Source organism: Corynebacterium sp., assembly GCF_030530965.1.
Taxonomy (GTDB): domain Bacteria; phylum Actinomycetota; class Actinomycetes; order Mycobacteriales; family Mycobacteriaceae; genus Corynebacterium.
In genome coordinates this window covers 38,124-57,674 of record NZ_JAUMTY010000005.1, presented here as the reverse complement: position 1 = coordinate 57,674, position 19,551 = coordinate 38,124, and the positions used below count along the sequence as shown (strand labels likewise).

17 protein-coding genes are annotated in these 19,551 nt (G+C 56.4%); 8 read left to right on the top strand and 9 right to left on the bottom strand.

Annotated features, from left to right (window positions below; genetic code table 11):
* The 6 genes from Q3981_RS02195 to tpiA form a co-directional block, all read left to right on the top strand.
* On the top strand, window positions 1-285 hold a 285-nt coding region (locus Q3981_RS02195; protein WP_303123428.1), incomplete at its 5' end, for an RNase adapter RapZ.
* Between the two features lie 63 nt (window positions 286-348).
* Entirely contained in the window at window positions 349-1,452 is a 1,104-nt protein-coding gene (gene yvcK / locus Q3981_RS02190; RefSeq protein WP_303123426.1) for a uridine diphosphate-N-acetylglucosamine-binding protein YvcK, read from the top strand.
* 1 nt (window position 1,453) lies between these two features.
* Window positions 1,454-2,458, top strand: coding sequence for a DNA-binding protein WhiA (whiA, locus tag Q3981_RS02185; RefSeq protein ID WP_204088490.1), 1,005 nt, complete (start codon window positions 1,454-1,456; stop codon window positions 2,456-2,458).
* A 242-nt stretch (window positions 2,459-2,700) separates the two neighbouring features.
* Window positions 2,701-3,705, top strand: a complete 1,005-nt coding sequence (gap, locus tag Q3981_RS02180; RefSeq protein WP_012731609.1) for a type I glyceraldehyde-3-phosphate dehydrogenase — start codon at window positions 2,701-2,703, stop codon at window positions 3,703-3,705.
* A gap of 99 nt (window positions 3,706-3,804) precedes the next feature.
* Window positions 3,805-5,016, top strand: a complete 1,212-nt coding sequence (gene pgk / locus Q3981_RS02175) for a phosphoglycerate kinase (protein WP_046202292.1) — start codon at window positions 3,805-3,807, stop codon at window positions 5,014-5,016.
* An 81-nt stretch (window positions 5,017-5,097) separates the two neighbouring features.
* A complete protein-coding gene (gene tpiA, locus Q3981_RS02170; protein ID WP_303123422.1) occupies window positions 5,098-5,880 on the top strand; it encodes a triose-phosphate isomerase in 783 nt (260 codons plus the stop codon).
* A gap of 93 nt (window positions 5,881-5,973) precedes the next feature.
* Here the strand turns inward: tpiA and Q3981_RS02165 are convergent, their stop codons facing one another.
* Window positions 5,974-6,981: a hypothetical protein gene (locus Q3981_RS02165; protein WP_303123420.1), complete on the bottom strand. Its 1,008-nt coding sequence runs from the start codon at window positions 6,979-6,981 to the stop codon at window positions 5,974-5,976.
* Between the two features lie 177 nt (window positions 6,982-7,158).
* On the opposite strand from Q3981_RS02165, the gene secG reads away from it, so the two are divergent.
* Complete coding sequence (secG, locus tag Q3981_RS02160) at window positions 7,159-7,392, top strand: preprotein translocase subunit SecG (RefSeq protein ID WP_012731604.1); 234 nt, start codon at window positions 7,159-7,161, stop codon at window positions 7,390-7,392.
* Window positions 7,393-7,610: 218 nt separating this feature from the next.
* Here the strand turns inward: secG and pgl are convergent, their stop codons facing one another.
* From pgl to tkt, 5 genes are all read right to left on the bottom strand, one after another.
* A complete protein-coding gene (pgl, locus tag Q3981_RS02155) occupies window positions 7,611-8,459 on the bottom strand; it encodes a 6-phosphogluconolactonase (protein WP_303123417.1) in 849 nt (282 codons plus the stop codon).
* A 62-nt stretch (window positions 8,460-8,521) separates the two neighbouring features.
* Entirely contained in the window at window positions 8,522-9,718 is a 1,197-nt protein-coding gene (locus Q3981_RS02150) for a glucose-6-phosphate dehydrogenase assembly protein OpcA (RefSeq protein WP_303123415.1), read from the bottom strand.
* A 61-nt stretch (window positions 9,719-9,779) separates the two neighbouring features.
* The gene (zwf, locus tag Q3981_RS02145; protein ID WP_239455062.1) at window positions 9,780-11,261 is read right to left on the bottom strand and encodes a glucose-6-phosphate dehydrogenase; all 1,482 of its coding nucleotides are present in this window, start codon (window positions 11,259-11,261) and stop codon (window positions 9,780-9,782) included.
* A 330-nt stretch (window positions 11,262-11,591) separates the two neighbouring features.
* A complete protein-coding gene (gene tal, locus Q3981_RS02140) occupies window positions 11,592-12,827 on the bottom strand; it encodes a transaldolase (RefSeq protein WP_303123413.1) in 1,236 nt (411 codons plus the stop codon).
* Between the two features lie 47 nt (window positions 12,828-12,874).
* Complete coding sequence (gene tkt / locus Q3981_RS02135) at window positions 12,875-15,016, bottom strand: transketolase (protein WP_303123411.1); 2,142 nt, start codon at window positions 15,014-15,016, stop codon at window positions 12,875-12,877.
* Between the two features lie 359 nt (window positions 15,017-15,375).
* Here tkt and Q3981_RS02130 point away from each other — a divergent pair, with 359 nt between their 5' ends.
* Window positions 15,376-16,401 (top strand): heme o synthase, encoded by a 1,026-nt coding sequence (locus Q3981_RS02130; protein WP_303123466.1) that lies wholly within the window; start codon window positions 15,376-15,378, stop codon window positions 16,399-16,401.
* A 203-nt stretch (window positions 16,402-16,604) separates the two neighbouring features.
* On the opposite strand, the gene Q3981_RS02125 is transcribed toward Q3981_RS02130, so the two are convergent.
* The 3 genes from Q3981_RS02125 to Q3981_RS02115 all read right to left on the bottom strand — a co-directional run.
* Entirely contained in the window at window positions 16,605-17,648 is a 1,044-nt protein-coding gene (locus Q3981_RS02125) for a heme A synthase (protein ID WP_303123409.1), read from the bottom strand.
* Between the two features lie 125 nt (window positions 17,649-17,773).
* Window positions 17,774-18,631 (bottom strand): ABC transporter permease, encoded by an 858-nt coding sequence (locus Q3981_RS02120; protein ID WP_303123407.1) that lies wholly within the window; start codon window positions 18,629-18,631, stop codon window positions 17,774-17,776.
* A partial coding sequence (locus Q3981_RS02115) for an ABC transporter ATP-binding protein (RefSeq protein WP_303123405.1) occupies window positions 18,632-19,551 on the bottom strand: 920 nt, incomplete at its 5' end.

Here is a 19,551-nt window from a genome sequence, read left to right as displayed (position 1 = left end):
CCGTATTGGGTTCCTCATCTGCGGGAATTCCGGGGAACCGATCATGAAGTCGCTGATTATGTCCTCAGCCATGAAAATGTCGACCGTTTCATTAATTCCTTTGTCGACATGTTTAACGTTATGCAGGAAGGCTACAAACAAGAGGGGAAGAGCTTTACGACGGTGGCTATCGGATGCACCGGCGGCCACCACCGTAGTGTTGCCGTAGCCGAGGAGATTGCTCGACGCTTACGTGCTCAAGGTGACGATGTCACCGTGACCCACCGCGACTTTGACCGTGACTAGGCCGCTCTGGCACTAGCCGTTGATGTCATAAAACCGAGTAATCATTATTGGAATTGAGTTTGTATGAATACTGCTTCTCCTCAAACATCGATGAGCGAAGACCCCTTGACTCACGCTAATAACGACAAGTCCTCTCACGACGACTCCTCTGCGGAAACCCCTCCGACGCAGCTATCTCATATCGATCGGATGGCGTGTTTAGGTGGTGGACACGGACTCTTCGCGACGCTCCGAGCAGCGCGTACGTTGTCTGATGATGTCTCGGCAATCGTCACCGTGGCAGATGATGGTGGGTCGTCAGGACGTCTGCGTAAGGAGTTCAACTCAATCCCACCGGGCGATTTGCGAATGGCGTTAGCCGCGTTAGCAGCCGATGATCCCGAGGGCCGCTTGTGGGAAAGCGTCCTTCAGCACCGGTTTGGTGGACGCGGCGCTTTGGCCGGCCATGCGGTCGGGAACCTCATCATTCAAGGTCTCATTGACGTGATGGGGGATGAGGTTGAGGCATTAGCTGAGGTAGCGAAGCTCATGCGCATCCGTGGTCGTGTGCTTCCTATGAGCCCAGAGCCGCTGGATATTGAGGCTGAGGTCGCCGGGCTGGAGGACGATCCTCGGGTGGTATCTCCGGTGCGCGGCCAGGTCGCCGTGGCTACAACACCGGGCCAGGTCCGACGCGTGAAGTTGATCCCCGAGAATCCGCCGAGCAGTGCCGCTGTCATCGACGCGATCATGAACGCCGACGTCGTGACATTAGGTCCGGGATCCTGGTTTTCGTCTGTGGTTCCTCACATTTTGGTTCCCGACGTTGTGAAAGCCCTGCAGGAGACTCAAGCCCATAAGGTTGTCGTCGTTAATCTCGTTGCGGAACCAGGGGAGACCCCGGGCTTCACCGTTGAACGACACCTCCACATGCTTCAGCAGCATTGTCAGGATCTTTCGCTCGATACGGTCATTGTCGACGAACATTCGGTGACGGGAACACGAGAGCGCATGCACCTGAGCCGCGCCGCCGCGAATTTCGGCGCTGAGCTGACCATCGGCGATGTCCGTCATGACGATGAGCAAGGGCGGTGGCTGAGCACCCACTCTCCGAGGAAGTTGGCCCGCGTACTGTCTGAGGTGTATTCGGCAGCTCAGGAACAAAAATCGGTAAGGAGAACCAAATAGCGTGGGTTTAACAGCCGATATTAAAGCCGAAATCGCCGGTACCACGGTCACTGCCTCTAATGCTCGACGCTCCGAAGTCGGCGCGATGATCCGCTTCGCTGGCAAGCTTCGACTGGGTGACAATAACCCTGGCCGGTCACCGGAGTCATTGGTGGTCTCGTTGGACGTCGATTCGTCCGACGTCGCAGAGCGGGCGCGTCAACACATTGTCGATCTGTACGACATTCATGCTGTTGTGTCGGACCGCACGCAATCATCCAAGAAACCGGTGTTTGAGGTCGAGTGGAACCGGCGGGGCGAGGGGCTCGAGGTTGCGCGACGCCTTGGACTTTTGGATCGGGCTGGCCGTCCTGTCCGGGGGCTTCCACCGCGAATTGTTCACGGCACAGCTGTCGATTGCGAAGCAGCGTGGCGTGGGGCGTTCTTGGTTCGGGGGTCGGTAACGGAGCCGGGCCGGTCGTCGGCACTCGAGGTGATCGCTCCACAAACCGCGGCGGCCATCGGTTTGATTGGCTGTGCACGTCGACTAGGTATTGCCGCGAAGAACCGTGAAGTCCGTGGGGCAGAGCGTGTTCAGGTTCGCGAGGGCGACGCTATCGGTGCTTTGTTAAGCCGGATGGGGGCCCATCGCACACGGATTGAATGGGACGAGCAGCGCAAACGTCGTGAGGCCCATACATCGACGAATCGCTTGGCGAATTTCGACGACGCCAATTTACGACGCTCGGCCCGCGCTGCTGCCGCTGCAGCGGCCCGAGTTCAGCGCGCCACCGAGCTGCTGGGCGATGATATTCCGGAGCACCTTGCGGCTGCCGGGCGGTTACGTACAGAGCATCGTCACTCGTCGCTTGAAGAACTCGGTGAACTGGCCGATCCTCCGATCAGTAAGGACGCCATCGCGGGACGGATTCGACGTCTGCTGTCACTGGCGGATAGACGAGCAGCTGAATTAGGAGTTCCCGATACTTTTTCTGCCGTGACGAGTGACCTTTTTGATGAGGATTAGGCGTGTCACTGGCATTTTTGTCCGGCTAGAGCTCCGTCACTGAGCACCAAATGTGCGTTCATGTCCGTTTCGTGGGATCGAATGTCCGGTTATACAAAAGTGTTGTTTGTCTCATTCTGCTCTGACTGCTGCATATATCTCAGTTCAGCTGTAAAGTAGTCAGTGCAAGGACGGAAAGGCTATACGAAGATCGCCTGATTACGTCCTTAACCTAGACAGCTACATAGCTAAGGAGAATTACCGTGACCGTTCGTGTCGGTATTAATGGGTTTGGTCGTATTGGCCGTAACTTCTACCGCGCTATCCGTGAGCAGGGTGCAGACATCGAGGTTGTTGGCGTCAACGACCTGACCGATAACCGCACCCTGTCCCTGCTTCTGAAGCACGACTCCATCATGGGGCCGCTGGACGCGAAGGTCGAGTACGATGACGAGTCCATCACCGTTGATGGCCACCGCATCGCGGTTTCCGCAGAGCGGGACCCGAAGAACCTCGACTGGGGCAAGCTAGGCGCCGATATCGTTATCGAGTCCACCGGCTTCTTCACCAAGGGCGAGGCTGCCAAGGCTCACATCGAGGCAGGCGCCAAGAAGGTCATTATTTCGGCTCCTGGTAAGGAAGTTGACGGCACCTTCGTTTACGGTGTCAACCACGAGGAGTACACCGACGACATGACCGTCGTCTCGAACGCATCCTGCACCACCAACTGCCTGGCTCCGCTGGCTAAGGCCCTCGACGATGCCTTCGGCATTGAGTCCGGCCTGATGACCACTGTCCACGCATACACCGGTGACCAGCGCCTGCATGACGCTCCTCACAAGGACCTGCGTCGTGCCCGTGCCGCTGCTCTGAACATCGTTCCGACCACCACCGGTGCTGCTAAGGCCGTCGGACTCGTTCTTCCGGACCTCAACGGCAAGCTTGATGGTTTCGCTGTTCGCGTACCGGTACCGACCGGATCGCTCGTTGACCTCACCTTCGTCCCGAAGAAGGACGTCACCGTCGAGGAAGTTAACGCTGCGATGAAGAAGGCTTCCGAAGACGAGAAGCTCAGCGTTGCTTTCGAGTACTCTGACGAGCCGCTGGTTTCCACTGACATCCAGCACAACCCGCACGGCTCGATCTTCGACTCTGAGATGACCCGTGTTCTCGGCAACCAGGTCAAGGTTGTTTCCTGGTACGACAACGAGTGGGGCTACTCCAACCAGCTCGTTCGCATGACCGATTACATCGGACAGCGTCTCTAATCCTCCACTCGCCCGAGTGAACTAGCGGGCCGGGGGCTGTGCCACGGCACGCCGTCGGCCCGTCTTTTTATATATCAATAAAACTAACGAGGAGTTGTTATGGCAGTAAAGAAACTCGCTGATTTGCTCAAGGAAGGTGTCGAGGGACGTCACGTCCTCGTACGCGCCGATCTCAACGTTCCGCTCAAGGACAAGGTCATTACCGACCCCGGTCGCATTGACGCATCCCTCCCGACGATCAAGGCTCTTACTGAGGCAGGAGCGCGCGTGATCGTCGCGGCTCACTTAGGACGGCCGAAGTCACCGCAGGACACCCAATTCTCATTGGCCCCTGTCGCTGAGGCTCTGTCCCAGCGCTTAGACCAGTACGTCGCACTGGCATCGGACGTTTCCGGCGAAGACGCACACGAACGTGCCAACGGCCTCAATGATGGCGACGTCCTGCTCCTCGAAAACGTTCGCTTCGATCCTCGTGAGAAGAGCAAAGACGACGCCGAGCGCGAGGAATTGGCATCTGAGCTCGCAGCTCTGACGGGCGATAATGGTGCTTTCGTTTCGGACGGCTTCGGAGTTGTCCACCGTAAGCAAGCTTCCGTGTACGACGTCGCAAAGAAACTGCCGGCTTACGTCGGCTACCTCGTTGAGAAGGAGCTTGAGCAGCTCTCGAAGTGTACGGATGATCCTCAGCATCCTTACGCCGTCTGCCTCGGCGGATCGAAGGTTTCCGACAAGCTCGGAGTTATTAAAGCCCTCGCACCGAAGGTGGACACCCTCATTATCGGTGGTGGGATGTGCTACACGTTCCTCAAGGCTAAGGGCTACGGCGTCGGAGACTCCCTACTCGAAGAGTCCATGATCGACGAGTGCAAGAACCTGCTCTCCGAATACTCGGACAAGATCGTCCTGCCGTCGGACATCGTCGTCGGCAAGGAATTCGATGCGAATACCGAGCACAAGACGGTATCTGCCGACGGTATCGAAGACGGCTGGATGGGCCTGGATACTGGCGCGGAGTCGATTAAGACCTTCGGCGAGCGTCTGAACGGGGCCAAGACCATTTTCTGGAACGGCCCAGTGGGTGTGTTCGAGTTCGAAGCATTCGCTAATGGCACCAAGGGTCTCGCTGAGGCCATTGCAGAGGCGACCAAGAACGGAGCATTCTCCGTGATTGGTGGTGGCGATTCCGCTTCGGCCGTCCGCAACCTCGGTTTTGCTGACGAAGCGTTCTCCCACATCTCCACAGGTGGCGGAGCTTCACTGGAGCTCATCGAGGGCAAGACCCTTCCGGGTGTTGCTGTGCTCGACCGCTAAGCACGACTGCTAGGCGAATGTCTATTCCCCGGTCGACATCACTGTTGACCCGGGGCTCACCTTTGTACGAAAGGACTGTTCATGGCTCGTAAACCACTTATTGCTGGTAACTGGAAGATGAACCTCAACCACCTCGAGGCCATCTCCGTGGTACAGAAACTCGCTTTTGCGCTCCCCAAGGACTACTACGACAAGGTTGATGTCGCGGTCATTCCTCCGTTTACCGACATTCGTTCGGTGCAGACCTTGGTGGATGGGGACAAGCTGCGCGTCACCTATGGTGCTCAAGACATCTCGACCCACGATTCCGGTGCGTACACCGGTGAAATCGCACCGTCGATGCTGTCTAAGTTGGGATGCTCCTGGGTTATCGTGGGCCACTCAGAGCGCCGCGACTACCACTCCGAGACCAACGAGATCGTTGCTGCGAAGGCCAAGAAGGCTCTCGACGCCGGTATGACCCCGATTGTTTGTGTCGGCGAGTCTCTGGATGTTCGCGAGGCTGGCCAGCATGTCTCCTTCGTCGTCGACCAGGTCAAGGAGTCACTTGCCGGGTTGAGCAAGGACGAAATCGCAAAGTCTGTTATCGCTTATGAACCCATCTGGGCGATCGGAACGGGTAAGACCGCATCTGCTTCGGACGCACAGGAAGTATGCCACGCTATTCGTGGTGCCCTCGCTGAGCTGACAGATGAGGAGACGGCATCCTCGATCCGCGTCTTGTACGGCGGCTCCATGAAGACCGGCAATGTTTCCGAACTCATTGCGGAACAAGATATTGACGGTGGACTTGTTGGTGGTGCTTCACTCGATGGTGAAGACTTCGCCAAGCTCTCTGCCCTCGCTGCCGACGGTAGCGTTTAAGACCTCTACTGCCTACTCGGAGTGACGTAGCTCCGAGTAGGCGGGTCACGGCGCTAGCGCGGGTGCTAGTTAGTGCTCGTGCTGCTACGTGCACTAGAGCGCCGAATGAATGAGCCGGTGCGCTCCTCGTAAATTGTCGACACTCACCCAATCGAGTCCGGCATTGAGGAGCCACCGGCTTACTCGTGCGTGGTTGGCGTAGGGCCATGTTGGGATGCCCCATAACCGTGCCTGCCGTCCTTGCTCGTGCACGGAAGACACGAATTCCCTCACTGCAGCTTCTTCCGAGGCCGCGATAGCGCGGAAACCCCGCCACGCTGAGAAATGCGTGAAATCAGTACTCACTATGGGCATAAGCCATGTTGGAGGGCAGGCATCTAAATCTTCCGGGCGACCATCGAGGAATACCCGACGATGGTGGTCCTTCGTCGCTGGTTGTGTCCACCATTCATCGGCTGCCCTCAGGCTATTTCCCGTCGCAATCAGAGTCAGACGTCGAGGGATATATTTTTCTCCGGTCCATTCACTCAGCACATCGGAATAGCGAGACGCGATAGCTTCAAGTTGTTTTAACGCAGGAAGCCCAGCCGATTTGATATCAACGTGGACATATACGGGTTCCTCATTGCCTGTTTGTGGAGTTGCGGGGGCGTTGCTGGTGTCATCGCTTGTAGTGGGGAAGAGGGGTCCCAGTCGCGCCATAGTGGCGAGTGGTTCGAGATAGTCTCTTTCTAAATCCAGGCCCCGGCTTTTTTCTAAAACACTGTGGCCTAGGAGAAATCGCCCGCGGTACAAGGTGGCATCAGCCTCGACTGAGGCAAAGCCGCGGAGCAGTGCCTCGCGGAGAGGGAACCGGTGGGAACTGTCGTTATGCGCGTGTACATGGGGGAGGCGCTCTGGAAGATCCGCCGGCTTCAGCGGAACCAGGTAGCCGAGAGCAGCGCGTAGCCCAGGCGGAATAAAAGGAAGTGCACCTACCACCCGTTGAAGATGCAACCGACGAATAAGCGCGTCGGCAATGGCGTGTACGGTTACTCCAACCCCCTGAGCTGCAGCATGAAAGTGGTCCGTCAAAGAAAGTAGGCGAGCTCGAGTTCTCACAATCCCTATTATGCCTTCCCCTGTCCGCGAACGAATCTCGTAGGCCTTACGCAACCAGTGTTGCGGCTTCATGTGACACATGGAGTGGGGCACATTCACTCCACGGCGTCAGTACGTTACACTGGTGTGGTTATTAACGGTCGGTGACATTACTTCCTGATTGGAGCACCCACACCAATGCATCTCGCGTTGCAAATCGTTTTGGTTGTGTTCAGCCTGCTCATGGGGCTGTTCGTCCTGTTGCACAAAGGCAAGGGCGGCGGACTGTCCAGCCTTTTTGGTGGCGGAATGCAATCCAATCTTTCGGGATCGACGGTTGCAGAGAAGAACCTCGACCGCATTACCATCGTCTGCGCAATTATCTGGTTAGCTGCAGTGATCGGTCTGAATCTACTTCAGGCGTACGGATAATCATTGACGTTTAATCGTCCACGTTCCTCCCAGCCTTTACGAGCTTGTGGTGGGTGGAATTCAGCGGTGGATGGGATCTAGCGACGGCCAAAGCGCCGTGTAAAAGAGGCCCTACAGCGGATCACGCGAAGGGCCTACTTATTTTTTGCCAACGGACAACGCAATCCTTATTCAGACCGAGTAGAGATGCGCTGTTTCCGTCGGCAATTTTTGGTGGGCTACGACGATGAGCCCTGCAGCTGGGATAGAGCTGGCGCATCGGCATAGACGGCAGTATCTTCTTGCCCACGTGCGCCCGCAGCTGGCCACGTGTCTGCATCGTCGCCAGAGACTGCGTGCCCGAGGGCCTCGGCTTTAGCTTCACCCGCAACGACGAACCACACACGTGTCGATGAATTCAGCGCGCGACGGGTGAGAGATAAACGCGTGGGCGGTGGCTTCGGACAATCAGTTACAGATACAACGGTGTCATCGCTCGTCAACTCAGGCGTATGGGGGAACAAGGAGTTGATGTGCCCCTCCGGCCCCATTCCTAAGAGGTGGATGTCGAATCCATCAGGAGCGTACGTAGTGATGGTGTCCGCGTACGATGCAGCAGCTTCGTTGAGCTCCGCGACGTCGACGTTTCCGCTGCGGGATCCTTCGGTCTCTCCATACGCACTTTCGGACGATGGGGCAGGGAAGCGGTGGAGGTTCTCCTGCGGGATATCGATGTTGCTGAACAGAGCCTCTGCTGCTTGTTTGTCATTCCGCCCCGGATGGTCTGCTGGAACCCAGCGCTCATCACCGAAGAACACGTGGACACGGTTCCAGTCAATACCCGCGTTGCCGGCTTCACTGTCGATATACAGCTGGTGGAGCACCGCGATACCCGTGCTTCCACCCGTGACCACGAGCCGGGCGTAACCATCCGGAGTAACCCCGGTGGTGTTACTAGCGCCCTCACGTCCCTCCTGAGTACTGACTATGACGTTTTCAACATCGCGTGCTGCTCGCATAGCCACTTCTGCTTGATCTGCACACGCGACAATGCGGACATCTGAATCGGGACTAGACTTTTCGCTCATCCATACGCCTTTCTTCTTGCGGTCTATCACACAACGATGGGGTTTATTGCACTGCCGACGATCTATTCACGGTCTGCTTCGACGTCACTGTCGTTCGCGTCGTCAGGTGCGTGCGACTCGTCTGAATCGAAAGCATCGACGCGGTGAACTCTGGATAGCCCTCGGAGAGCTTGTGCGTAGATGACATCGGGGTCGAGGTGGCGCAACTCTTCCGCGAGGCAGTCAGCTGTTCCGCGTCGTGTGAGGGCAACGCGACTTTCACGGCCTGATCCTTCGCGTGTGATCGTCAGGGTATGTGCGCTAAAGGTACGGAGGATCAAATCGCCACTATCACGATGGATCGTCACGCTTTGCACGCCGATAGTGGGTCGCCCTTCGGAATCAAGAGGTACCTTGGGCGAGTCCGTGGATTCACGGGTGACATTCATCCCTAAACGGTCCGCAAGCCATCCACCGGCTATATCAACGCTCGGGTCTTCCGATGGGCCAGCAATCGTCACTCCACGGATGGGAGAAAATGGAGGCTGATCCAGTGCTGACGCTAAAATTCCACGCCACTGCGTGATACGTGACCAGGCAAGGTCAGAGTCACCGGGTGCATACGATGATCGGCACCTAAAGATTCCGTCCTCAATACTTGACGATAGGGAGTCAGTAATTCGTCGGCCGGCAAGACGACCGATCGGATCAGTCGCAGGGACCGGGGGACGGCTGGCCGGCCACCACGCCACAATCGGAGTGTCTGGCAACAGAATCGGCATCACAACGCTTGCGAGATGCTGGCTAACAGCGCCATACAACTTCATGACGACGACTTCAGCGGCACCAGCGTCGCCTCCCATGCGTATTTCGGCATCAACGCGCCCGCTGGACGCTACGTCATCTGTGGCACTTGACTGCGTGGTTTCCTCGTCGGACGTTCCGGGTTGCGCCGTAGAGGGGGCGGCGTCGAGAGCACGCTCAAACTCTTCGAGATTCTCATAGTCCGCAAGCCCAGTCTGCGAATTGCCGTTGTCATCACTATCAGATTGGCTCGCGGTTGAGGAGGAATCATCCGTGAGCAACACGAGAATACGAGACGGATGCTCCTGTGAGGCTTCATTGGCCGCCGTAATAAACGTTTCGTAATCGTCGTTAATTGACGCGACGATGATCAAAGTGAGTACACGGCCGGTCGTGACTTCGCCACCCGACTCACGGACGGTGACGAGGCGTTTAGAGATGTCGCGGGTTGTTGTATTGGGGAGGTTAATGATCATGCGTCGGTTTTCTCATTCCCTGAAAATTGAGCGTGTGATGTGAGGACGAGCGGTGATAGTTTTACGGGCGTCGCCAGGTGCGTCCTGACCGCGAAAGCATACGATCAGCACTTTCAGGGCCCCACGTTCCGGCCGGATAATCGTCAGGACGTCCTCGCTCAGCCCAATATTTGACGATGGGATCAAGGATCTTCCACGAGAGTTCCACCTCTTCATTGGTGGGGAAGAGGCTAGCTTCATCCAAGAGAGCATCCAGGATCAAACGCTCATAGGCTTCGGGGGATGCCTCAGTAAACGCCTCGGAATAGGCGAAGTCCATGTTGACATCACGCACTTCCATTGCGGAGCCGGGGACCTTCGAGCCGAAGCGCATCAGGACTCCCTCGTCGGGTTGCACACGAATAACAACCGCGTTGGGGCCAAGAGCAGTCGTCTCATCAGCGTCGAAAGGAAGATAGGGCGCGTCTTTGAACACCAAAGCGATTTCCGTCACTCGTCGGCCCAATCGCTTGCCGGTGCGTAAATAAAATGGCACGCCCGCCCAGCGTCGAGAATTAATCTCCAATGTGCAGGCCGCGTAGGTTTCAGTTTTCGAGTCTTCGGCAAAACCTTCTTCATCGCGAAGGCCACCGACGAATTCAGAGCCCTGCCATCCTGCGGTGTACTGGCCCCGGGCTGTCGTTTTAGAGAACGGGGGAACAGCACTGGTGGCTCTCAGGACTTTAATCTTTTCAGTCTGCAAATCGCGGGGGGTGAAGGCCAGAGGCTCTTCCATTGCGATTAAGGCAAGAAGCTGGATGAGGTGGTTCTGGATGACGTCCCGCGCAGCGCCGATGCCATCGTAATAACCAGCCCGTCCGCCTAGGCCAATGTCTTCGGCCATAGTGATCTGGACGTGGTCGATAAAGGATGCGCTCCACAGGGGCTCAAAGAGCTGATTCGCAAAGCGCAGCGCCATAATATTCTGAACTGTTTCCTTGCCCAGGTAATGGTCGATACGGAAAACTGAGCGTTCAGGGAAAACGCTGTTGACAATGCGGTTAAGCTCCCGAGCTGATTCCTCATCATGACCAAAGGGTTTCTCGATAACCACGCGCCGCCAACCGCCGGCACTATCTTTAGCGAGGCCCGAGCGTTGAAGTTGGTGACACACGTTCGGGAAATAGGCAGGAGGAACAGAGAGATAAAAAGCCCAGTTCCCGGCGGTGCCACGGGTATGGTCGACCTCCGCCAGAGTCTCGGCCAACGCATCGAAGCACTCATCTTGGTCAAATGTGCCTTTGACGAAGATCAGCCCCTCGGCCAGGCGCTCCCATACTGATCGCCTAAAGGGAGTACGAGATCCCGCGCGAACGTCGTCGTACACCTTTTTAATGAAATCTTCTTTGGTCCAGTCACGACGGCCATATCCCACAAGGGTGAATCCCGCGGGGAGCAGGCCGCGGTTGGCAAGGTCATATACCGCGGGGAGAAGTTTCTTTCGTGCTAGATCGCCTGTGACACCGAAGATGACGAGCCCACATGGTCCCGCAATCCTGGGCATCCTCTTATCCCTGGGGTCGCGGAGCGGATTAGTCCAGTTATCAGGGAAACCGCTAGTGTCCAGCAGGTTTTCATTGGACTCCACTGTCACCCGGTTGAGCTGCTCTTCGGCGGATGGCTCCTGATGAGCCGCAGCATGACCTTTGTTCACGTCGTTCTCGGTTTCTCCTTCTGGGGTGTAGGTCTGCCGGTGTGACGCGGCGGCCGCGTTGGGATTATTCACGGTCGATTGTCCATGCCTTTCTCATCAGGTCCTTGGTTGACCCCGACTCGGCAGTGTCACCATGCTGGGGGAGCAACAGCTACTTCCGGTAAACAACTCGCTGAGTGGTTAGCTGGATAAGCGGGAATCAATATTGGCGATCAATTCATTCCAACTATCCACAAATTTAGCGACGCCGTCATCCTCAAGCACATTCACCACGTCAGCGAAATCAATGCCCAATGATTCGAGGTCGTCAAAATACCCTCGGGCGTCATCTCCTGTGCCCGTGAGCGCGTCACCGTGAACCCCACCATCAGACTGGAGAGCGTCCAGCGTCCCCTCTGGCATGGTGTTGACGGTACAAGCACCGGCAAGCTCAGTGACGTACAACGTAGGCGTGTAATCAGGGTTCTTGACGCTGGTCGACGCCCATAGCGGTCGTTGCACGTTAGCTCCGGCGCCCGCAAGCTTCTGCCACCGCTCAGCCTCCGACGAGAGATCGTCGTTATTGGCAGCGGCGCTGGTCTTAACGTCGTCGCCTCCGAAAACACGACGGAATGCTTCATAAGCTAGCTGCGCATTATGAATACCCGCCATCCCCTTAAGGTTTTCTACATCGCGGGATGCGGTTGGTGCGATATCAGCAAGTTTATGGTCGACGGCACCATCGACCCGAGAGACGAAGAAACTAGCCACGGAATGAATAGAGGACAGATCCTCGCCAGCTGACTGAGCGCGTTCAAGACCGTCAATGAAAGCCTTGATAACTTCCTTGTATCGCTCCACCGAGAAAATAAGGGTGACATTCACGCTAATTCCTGCGGCGATAGTATCCGTAATCGCTGGTAGAGCCTGTTTTGTGGCAGGAATTTTGATCATCACGTTGGGTTTGCCCACGCGATCCCACAGCTCTTTAGCCTGTGCCACCGTTTTCTCAGGGTCATGCGCATAACGGGGGTCAACCTCGATAGATACGCGTCCATCTTGCCCCTGCGATGCCTCATATACATCTTTGAAGGCTTCGCAGGCATCACGGACGTCGTCGATAGCCATATCAAAGACCGCTTCCGACGCCGAACGCCCCTGCGAACTCAGAGTCGCTAACTGATCGTCATACGCGGTGCCAACAGTCATGGCTTTCGAAAAGATCGCCGGGTTCGTCGTCACGCCGACGATTCCCGCGTCGGCAATGAGCTCGGCCAGGTTCCCAGAGGTCAGACGATCACGAGAAAGGTCATCGAGCCACACCGACGTGCCTGCGTCGGCTAGTTGGCGGACATTCTCGTTGGCTGAGGAGGGGAGATACTCGGAGGGAAAACTCGAATCGCCGCCCAGTACGTGGGGTGCGTTATCAGAGGTCACGATCAAATCCTTTCATCACGTAACGCGCAGATATGACGTAGATGGTCTTAGTTCTCTACAACAGAGGTGGCAGCATCGACGACGGCGTCGACAGTAAAGCCGAACTGTTCAAAGAGCTCACTAGCGGCAGCTGATGCTCCGAAGTGTTCAAGGCTGACGGCTTTACCGTGCGACCCGAGAAGCTGATACCACGGCATTGCGATGCCCGCTTCCACCGATACGCGGGCAGTGACGTCGTGAGGAAGGACTTCCTCCTGATATGACTTGTCTTGCTCCAAGAACCAATCCATACATGGCACGGACACAACACGTGTTGCTACACCGCGAGATTCCAAAACTTTGGCAGCCTCGACAGCGAGCTGGACTTCCGAACCCGAGGCCATCACGATGACCTGTGGGCGTTCTGCCGACTCACGAACCAGGACATACGCGCCACGACGGACACCGTCCCGAGCGAGTTCCTTGGTCCCCTTCAACACGGGTAGGTTCTGGCGGGACAATGCCAACGCTTTAGGTCCTGCCGGCGAATCAATCGCTGCTCTCCAAGCGGAGGCAGTCTCATTCGCATCGGCAGGACGCACGACTGCAAGGCCGGGGATAGCGCGCAGGGCAGCAAGATGTTCCACAGGTTGATGGGTGGGGCCGTCTTCGCCCAGCCCGATAGAGTCGTGTGTCCACACGTAGTACACGTCGGTCTTCATCAAAGCAGCCAAACGTACTGCAGGGCGCATGTAATCAGAGAAGACCATGAAAGTGCCGCCATAGGGGCGCGTCGGCCCATGGAGAGCAATCCCGTTGAGGATAGAACCCATCGCATGCTCACGAATACCGAAGTGAAGCACCCGGCCGTATGGTTGCGCATTCCATGAATCAGTAGAAATGGTCGAGGGGCCGAACGAATCCGCATCCTTAATAGTTGTGTTATTCGATCCGGCTAGGTCGGCAGAACCTCCCCACAGCTCCGGTAGCGTCGCACCCAGCGACTGAAGAGTGACCTCCGAGGCTTTCCTCGTCGCAATTCCGGAACCATCGGCCTCCCACTCGGGAAGATCAGCATCCCAACCATCGGGAAGTTTCCGGGCATACAGGCGATCAAATAGGGCTTTCCGATCAGGATTCTCCTTAGCCCACCGGTCAAAGTCGGCCGACCAGGCCTCATGAGCGCGGGCACCTCGCTCACGGAGTGACCGCGTATGAGAAAGAACGTCATCAGAGACTTCGAAAGTCTGATCAGGATCGAAACCTAAGATGCGCTTAACGGCGGCAACTTCATCATCACCGAGTGCTGCTCCGTGAACAGCACCGGAGTTCATCTTGGTGGGGGACGGGTAACCGATAACGGTTCGAACGCGGATAAGCGTCGGACGATTGGTTTCGCGCTGAGCTAACGTGATCGCGGCTTCAAGCGCCTGAATATCTTCACCGGACTCAACATTCAGAACTTGCCATCCATAGGCTTCATACCGGGCACAGACGTCTTCATTAAACGCAATCGTCGTATCGTTTTCGATCGAGATACGGTTGTCATCCCAAAAAGCGATGAGGTTGCCAAGTTTCTGCGTCCCTGCAAGTGATGACGCCTCACTGGTCACACCTTCTTCGAGGTCACCGTCGGAAGCAATCACATAAATGAAGTGATCGAAGGGTGACTGTCCTGCCGGAGCATCAGGATCAAAAAGCCCTCGCTCCCGGCGAGCGGCCATGGCCATACCGACGGATGAGGCCAAACCCTGTCCCAGGGGACCGGTCGTAATTTCAACCCCTGCCGTATGCCCGTACTCCGGATGGCCGGGAGTCAAGGATCCCCACGTGCGGAGCTGCTTGAGGTCGTCGAGCTCTAGACCAAATCCGCCCAAGAAGAGCTGGGCATAAATAGTCATCGAACTATGCCCACAGGATAAGACGAATCGGTCGCGACCTACCCAGTCGGGATCCGCGGGATCATGGCGCATTGTTCGCTGGAACAAGGTGTAGGCCAGGGGAGCCAAGCTCATCGCCGTGCCGGGGTGACCGGATTTTGCCTTCTGAACAGCATCTGCAGCTAAGACGCGGACTGTGTCGACTGATCGCGAGTCGATCTCATCCCAGTCTTTGGGGAAAGCTGGTTCCACGGCTCTGCGGATATGGTCGGGAACGAGCTCCCGAGCTTCTGCATATCGCTTGATGACTGCCGAAGTCTTATCAATCACCTTCTGATCACCTTTCTGTGCGCGTGCCGTAGACATGCCTACCGTCTACGTAGCGACCGCTAAGTTGGTTCCCGCTGAAGCAACATTCCCGCGGAATAAAACTCCTCGGAGTAAACGAACACCAGTTTAGGCTGAAGTTTCATCGCGGTCTACGAAGCTATTCAAAGGGTATCTACACAGGCTCTCATGCCCGCCTCAGGCACCCTCTTCAGAGGGTCAGCATGGCCTGATGAAACACGACACCTACGAGCCCCGTCGAGGTCGCGTGTTCAGGATGGATTTTCTCCCTCGAGTAAAAATCCCGTGGCGAGTCAACGAATAACATCGCGATTGTTAGACTAGGGCGGTGACTGTCCTAAATATGGTCATGGCTACGACGCACAGATGCCCATCACCAGTGCCGAGACAAGCATGAACAATCAGTCAGCGATGAGGACTGTCAGCGGACATGGAGGAAAAAGAGGCAAGTGGAGAAGATAAAGGCGTATGTGGCGCTCACGAAGCCACGGGTAATTGAGCTTCTCCTGGTCGCAACGATTCCCGCCATGCTTCAGGCGGATCGCGGTACTATCCACCTCTGGCTCATCTTGTTAACGCTTGTCGGGGGATGGATGGGAGCTGCTGCTGCCAACTCTTTCAACATGATCGTCGACAGTGACATCGACAAGGTTATGAAGAGGACCCAGAACCGCCCCTTGGTGGACGGCCGGCTAACTCTCACGGAAGCCAAGGTTTTTGCCTCATCGATGACTGTGCTGAGCTTTTTGTTCCTCACATTCTTGTGCCATTCGCTCTTAGCAGCAGTTTTCGTGATGCTGACCATCCTCTTTTATATCTTCGTCTACACGAAATGGCTCAAGCGCCGGACGTGGCAGAACGTGATTTGGGGCGGGGCAGCAGGGTGCATGCCCGTCATTGTCGGCTGGGCCGTTATTGCTGATAACACGTCCAATCATTCGGTGGCTGGATGGCTACAAGCAGTCGCGCTATTTATGATCATCTTCTTCTGGACTCCGCCGCACACGTGGGCTCTAGGTATGCGATATGAAGAGGATTATCGTGGCGCCGGGGTGCCCATGATGCCAGTAGTGAAAACACGAGCTCAGGTTGCGAAACAAATTCTTCTCTATACCTGGCTTACTGTCCTCACGTCCCTGACTCTTATTTTCGCCTCCGGATGGTTTTACACTCTCACCGCAATCGGAGCAGGGGCATGGTTCATTATCAGCGCCACTCGCCTCTACAAGCGAATCTCTACTGGTAAACCGGTGAAACCTATTCGGTTGTTTATTTTATCGAATAACTACTTGTCGTTACTGTTCGTTGGTCTGTCCATTGATGCGGTGATCAATTTACAACCGCTTCACGAAGTTCTCGGTTTTTAAGAACTGATCACCGAGCACAATCATTTATTCGACAAAAGGAATTCGCGTGGAACCGTTCGTGTAGACAAAGCAAAGTCCGCCGGGGATCCCCGATACACATAAACCAGTGACACCTCCACGGGGAGGTGGGGAGTCCTCGGCGGACAAGAACATGATCGACGGAAACCACTACAACGCGCAGCGGGCTTCCTAAAATCTTTAGCCTAAATCTTTGGTGCAGCGCGCCGTTTACCCTGTGCCCACAACACTGCGGTCACAGCACAGATCACACCAGAACCAATAACGTGAAGTGGAACAGTCCACCGCGGAACGCCCAGCCAGTACTGGACGATGCCAACCCCAGCTTGGAGAACAATCAAGACAACCAACCATTGTGTCGTCTTCATGATCGCTCGGTCAGCTCGAACAGTGAGAAGCCCGAACAATAAACCTGCCACGAGGCCGAGGTACAGGTACATCGCGTGCGCATGCAGGTGCGCCATCAGATCAAGCGGGATTTGGAGCCGTGAATCGGCGGGGACCTCCGAGTCGCCTGCGTGAGGGCCAGCACCCGTCACCATGGTTCCTGTGATCAGGGTGATCCCCATGGCGATGGACGACATGAGAGCCAGCCACCGCAAAGGCTGCGGATACATCACCTGAGCTTTACCGTCGTCGGGTTCGTCGATGCGAACCCACAGCAAGGCAGCAAGCCACACGAGCACCATCGAGGGCAAAAAGTGCAGGGCAACCATCCACCACGCCAGATCAAGGTGGACGGAGATACCGCCGATGACCGCCTGGGCTATCACGCCGATTCCTTGGATGAACGCCAAGACGATGATTTCTGAACGCCGTTTGGCACGCGACACCGCGAGAAACGCCAAAATGACGAAAATGGTCAGAACGAAGGTGAGCGTGCGGTTTCCGAATTCAATGAGCTGGTGAACCCATGGGATTGATCCAGATTCTGGAACCAGCGATCCCGGTTGGCACTCGGGCCACGTCGGGCAGCCCAACCCTGAAGCTGTCACACGAACAATCGAGCCCGTGAATGTGATGCCGATCTGGGCAATTAACAACGCCAGCGCAAACAGCCGTTGGCGGGCCACAGTACACACGGGGAAGCGGGTACGACGAGCAAAGGAATAGCAGCCGCGGACGAATCCTCCTGCCGTCGATGGAGGAGTAGTCGCATCTTCACGGGAGCCGGGACCTAATTGTGTCGGTTCGTCACGCCGAGCATCATTAGTCTGAATTGCACTCACGATTCTCCAGCCTACAGCCCGCACGGCGAACACCACGATCGCACACACGTGGGGTTATTCACGAAAATCCTCACGCGGAGTTGGACGCCTCTGATAACCCAGATCTAGCCGACGACGGCAACGTTTTAGGCGGTGAAGCGGAACAGCTTGCTCGCAGCGAAACCGCCGAGAGCCGACCACATAAGCATGATCACGAGAGCAAAGACGTTAAAGCTCCCGTGGAACGCGTCGATAAGTCCTTGAGTCAAAGCGACCGAGGGGAAGAGCATGAGCAGCGCATGGATCCCCTCGCGGATTCCCGGTTCCATGGCGACAATTGCCGCCACACCCATGAGCCCGAACCACAGGAGATTCCCCAGTGCCAGAACAACCTCAGAATGGAGGGTGCCGCCCAATAGCAGCCCTAGCGCGGTGAACGCGACAGCGCCCACAATGAGGAAAACGATCCCCATCACGACGCCGAGGGGAGTCGTCGACCACCCCATAACCATGGCGATCGCACCAAGAACCAGGGTTTGCAGTAACACCACGACCACAACGGCACACGCTTTACCTGCAATAATCGCCCACTTCGGGAGGGCTGAGGCTCCCATCCGCTTCAAGGCTCCATATCGGCGGTCGAAGACGACGGCAATCGCCTGCCCCGTGAATCCCGCAGACATCACTGCAACCGCTAAGACCATGGGGAACAGCCGCGCGATCGGATCGTCGAGGTCGAGAAACGGCATCAGTGTGAAGCCGATGAGCATGGCAATGGGGATGACCATCGAGAGAAGCTGTTGCTCACCGTGACGCAAGAAGAGAAGAGTCTCCATTCTCGCTTGAGCAGAAACAAGCTTCGTCGTCGTCGCTCGACGGGGCTGTGGTGTAAACGTCCCCGGCGCGAAACGCGAATCCTCGGTGGTCTCAGTGTCCTGAGTAGAGGCCTCAGTGGGGGATTGGGTGCCAGTAAGAGACTGTGTGCCGCGATTGTCTGCCATCATTTAGGACCTCATCTCTCGTCCGGTGATATCCAAGAAGACGTCCTCAAGACTCCGATGGTCCACCGTTAGATCGGTAATTAGGATTCCTTGAGCACTAGCAGCGGCTGCGATAGCACTCACTGCTTCTGGGTTCGCCTGTCCATCCACGCGGTAATGCTGTGGGCGCACAGCCGAGACACGAAGTGGTGGCTGGCTCACTACCGGCGCGTCATCATTTCCTGCGTGGGTAGAGCCTGTGTGGGTGTTCTCTGCCAAGAAACTATTGGCAGCCGACAAATCCAGCGCGCCCGACGTCGTTAAGGAAATTCGTGCATCATCCGCATTCGTTAATTCCTGTGTGGTCCCGTGGGCAACGACGCGACCATGATCAATGATCAACACGGTATCCGCTAATGATTCCGCCTCATCCATCATGTGGGTGGTGAGCAATACGGTCACCCCATCGCGACGGAGGGAGCTGATCAAATCCCACACAGCAAGTCGTGACTGAGCGTCCAGACCAGCAGTGGGCTCGTCCAAGAAGATCACTTCCGGCCGGCCGACTAACGCACAGGCCAGTGAGAGCCGCTGCTTCTGGCCACCGCTGAGCCGACGATACGGCGTGTGAGCATGGTCAGTCAGCCCGACGATCTCGAGGAGCCAGGAAGGGTCTAACGGATTCTGGCTGTAACTCGCCAACAGAGAGAGCATCTCTTTGACCCGTATGCCTGGGTACGAACCCCCATTCTGGAGCATAATGCCGATCCGGGCACGAATCTCGTCAGTTTGCGTCGACGGGTCCATTCCCAGAAGCTCAATCGATCCTGAATCGGGAGTCTGGAATCCCTCACACATTTCGATCGTCGTCGTTTTGCCGGCACCATTCGGGCCCAGCAGAGCGAAAACTTCGCCACGACGAACTGAAAAGCTGATGCCATCGA

Excerpts from the sequence above, each read along its gene's own strand:
- yvcK (WP_303123426.1), top strand. The coding sequence starts at position 349 with ATGAATACTGCTTCTCCTCAAACATCGATGAGCGAAGACCCCTTGACT.
- pgk (WP_046202292.1), top strand. The coding sequence starts at position 3,805 with ATGGCAGTAAAGAAACTCGCTGATTTGCTCAAGGAAGGTGTCGAGGGA.
- tpiA (WP_303123422.1), top strand. The coding sequence starts at position 5,098 with ATGGCTCGTAAACCACTTATTGCTGGTAACTGGAAGATGAACCTCAAC.
- secG (WP_012731604.1), top strand. The coding sequence starts at position 7,159 with ATGCATCTCGCGTTGCAAATCGTTTTGGTTGTGTTCAGCCTGCTCATG.
- pgl (WP_303123417.1), bottom strand. The coding sequence starts at position 8,459 with ATGAGCGAAAAGTCTAGTCCCGATTCAGATGTCCGCATTGTCGCGTGT.
- Q3981_RS02150 (WP_303123415.1), bottom strand. The coding sequence starts at position 9,718 with ATGATCATTAACCTCCCCAATACAACAACCCGCGACATCTCTAAACGC.
- zwf (WP_239455062.1), bottom strand. The coding sequence starts at position 11,261 with ATGCCCAGGATTGCGGGACCATGTGGGCTCGTCATCTTCGGTGTCACA.
- Q3981_RS02120 (WP_303123407.1), bottom strand. The coding sequence starts at position 18,631 with ATGATGGCAGACAATCGCGGCACACAGTCTCTTACTGGCACCCAATCC.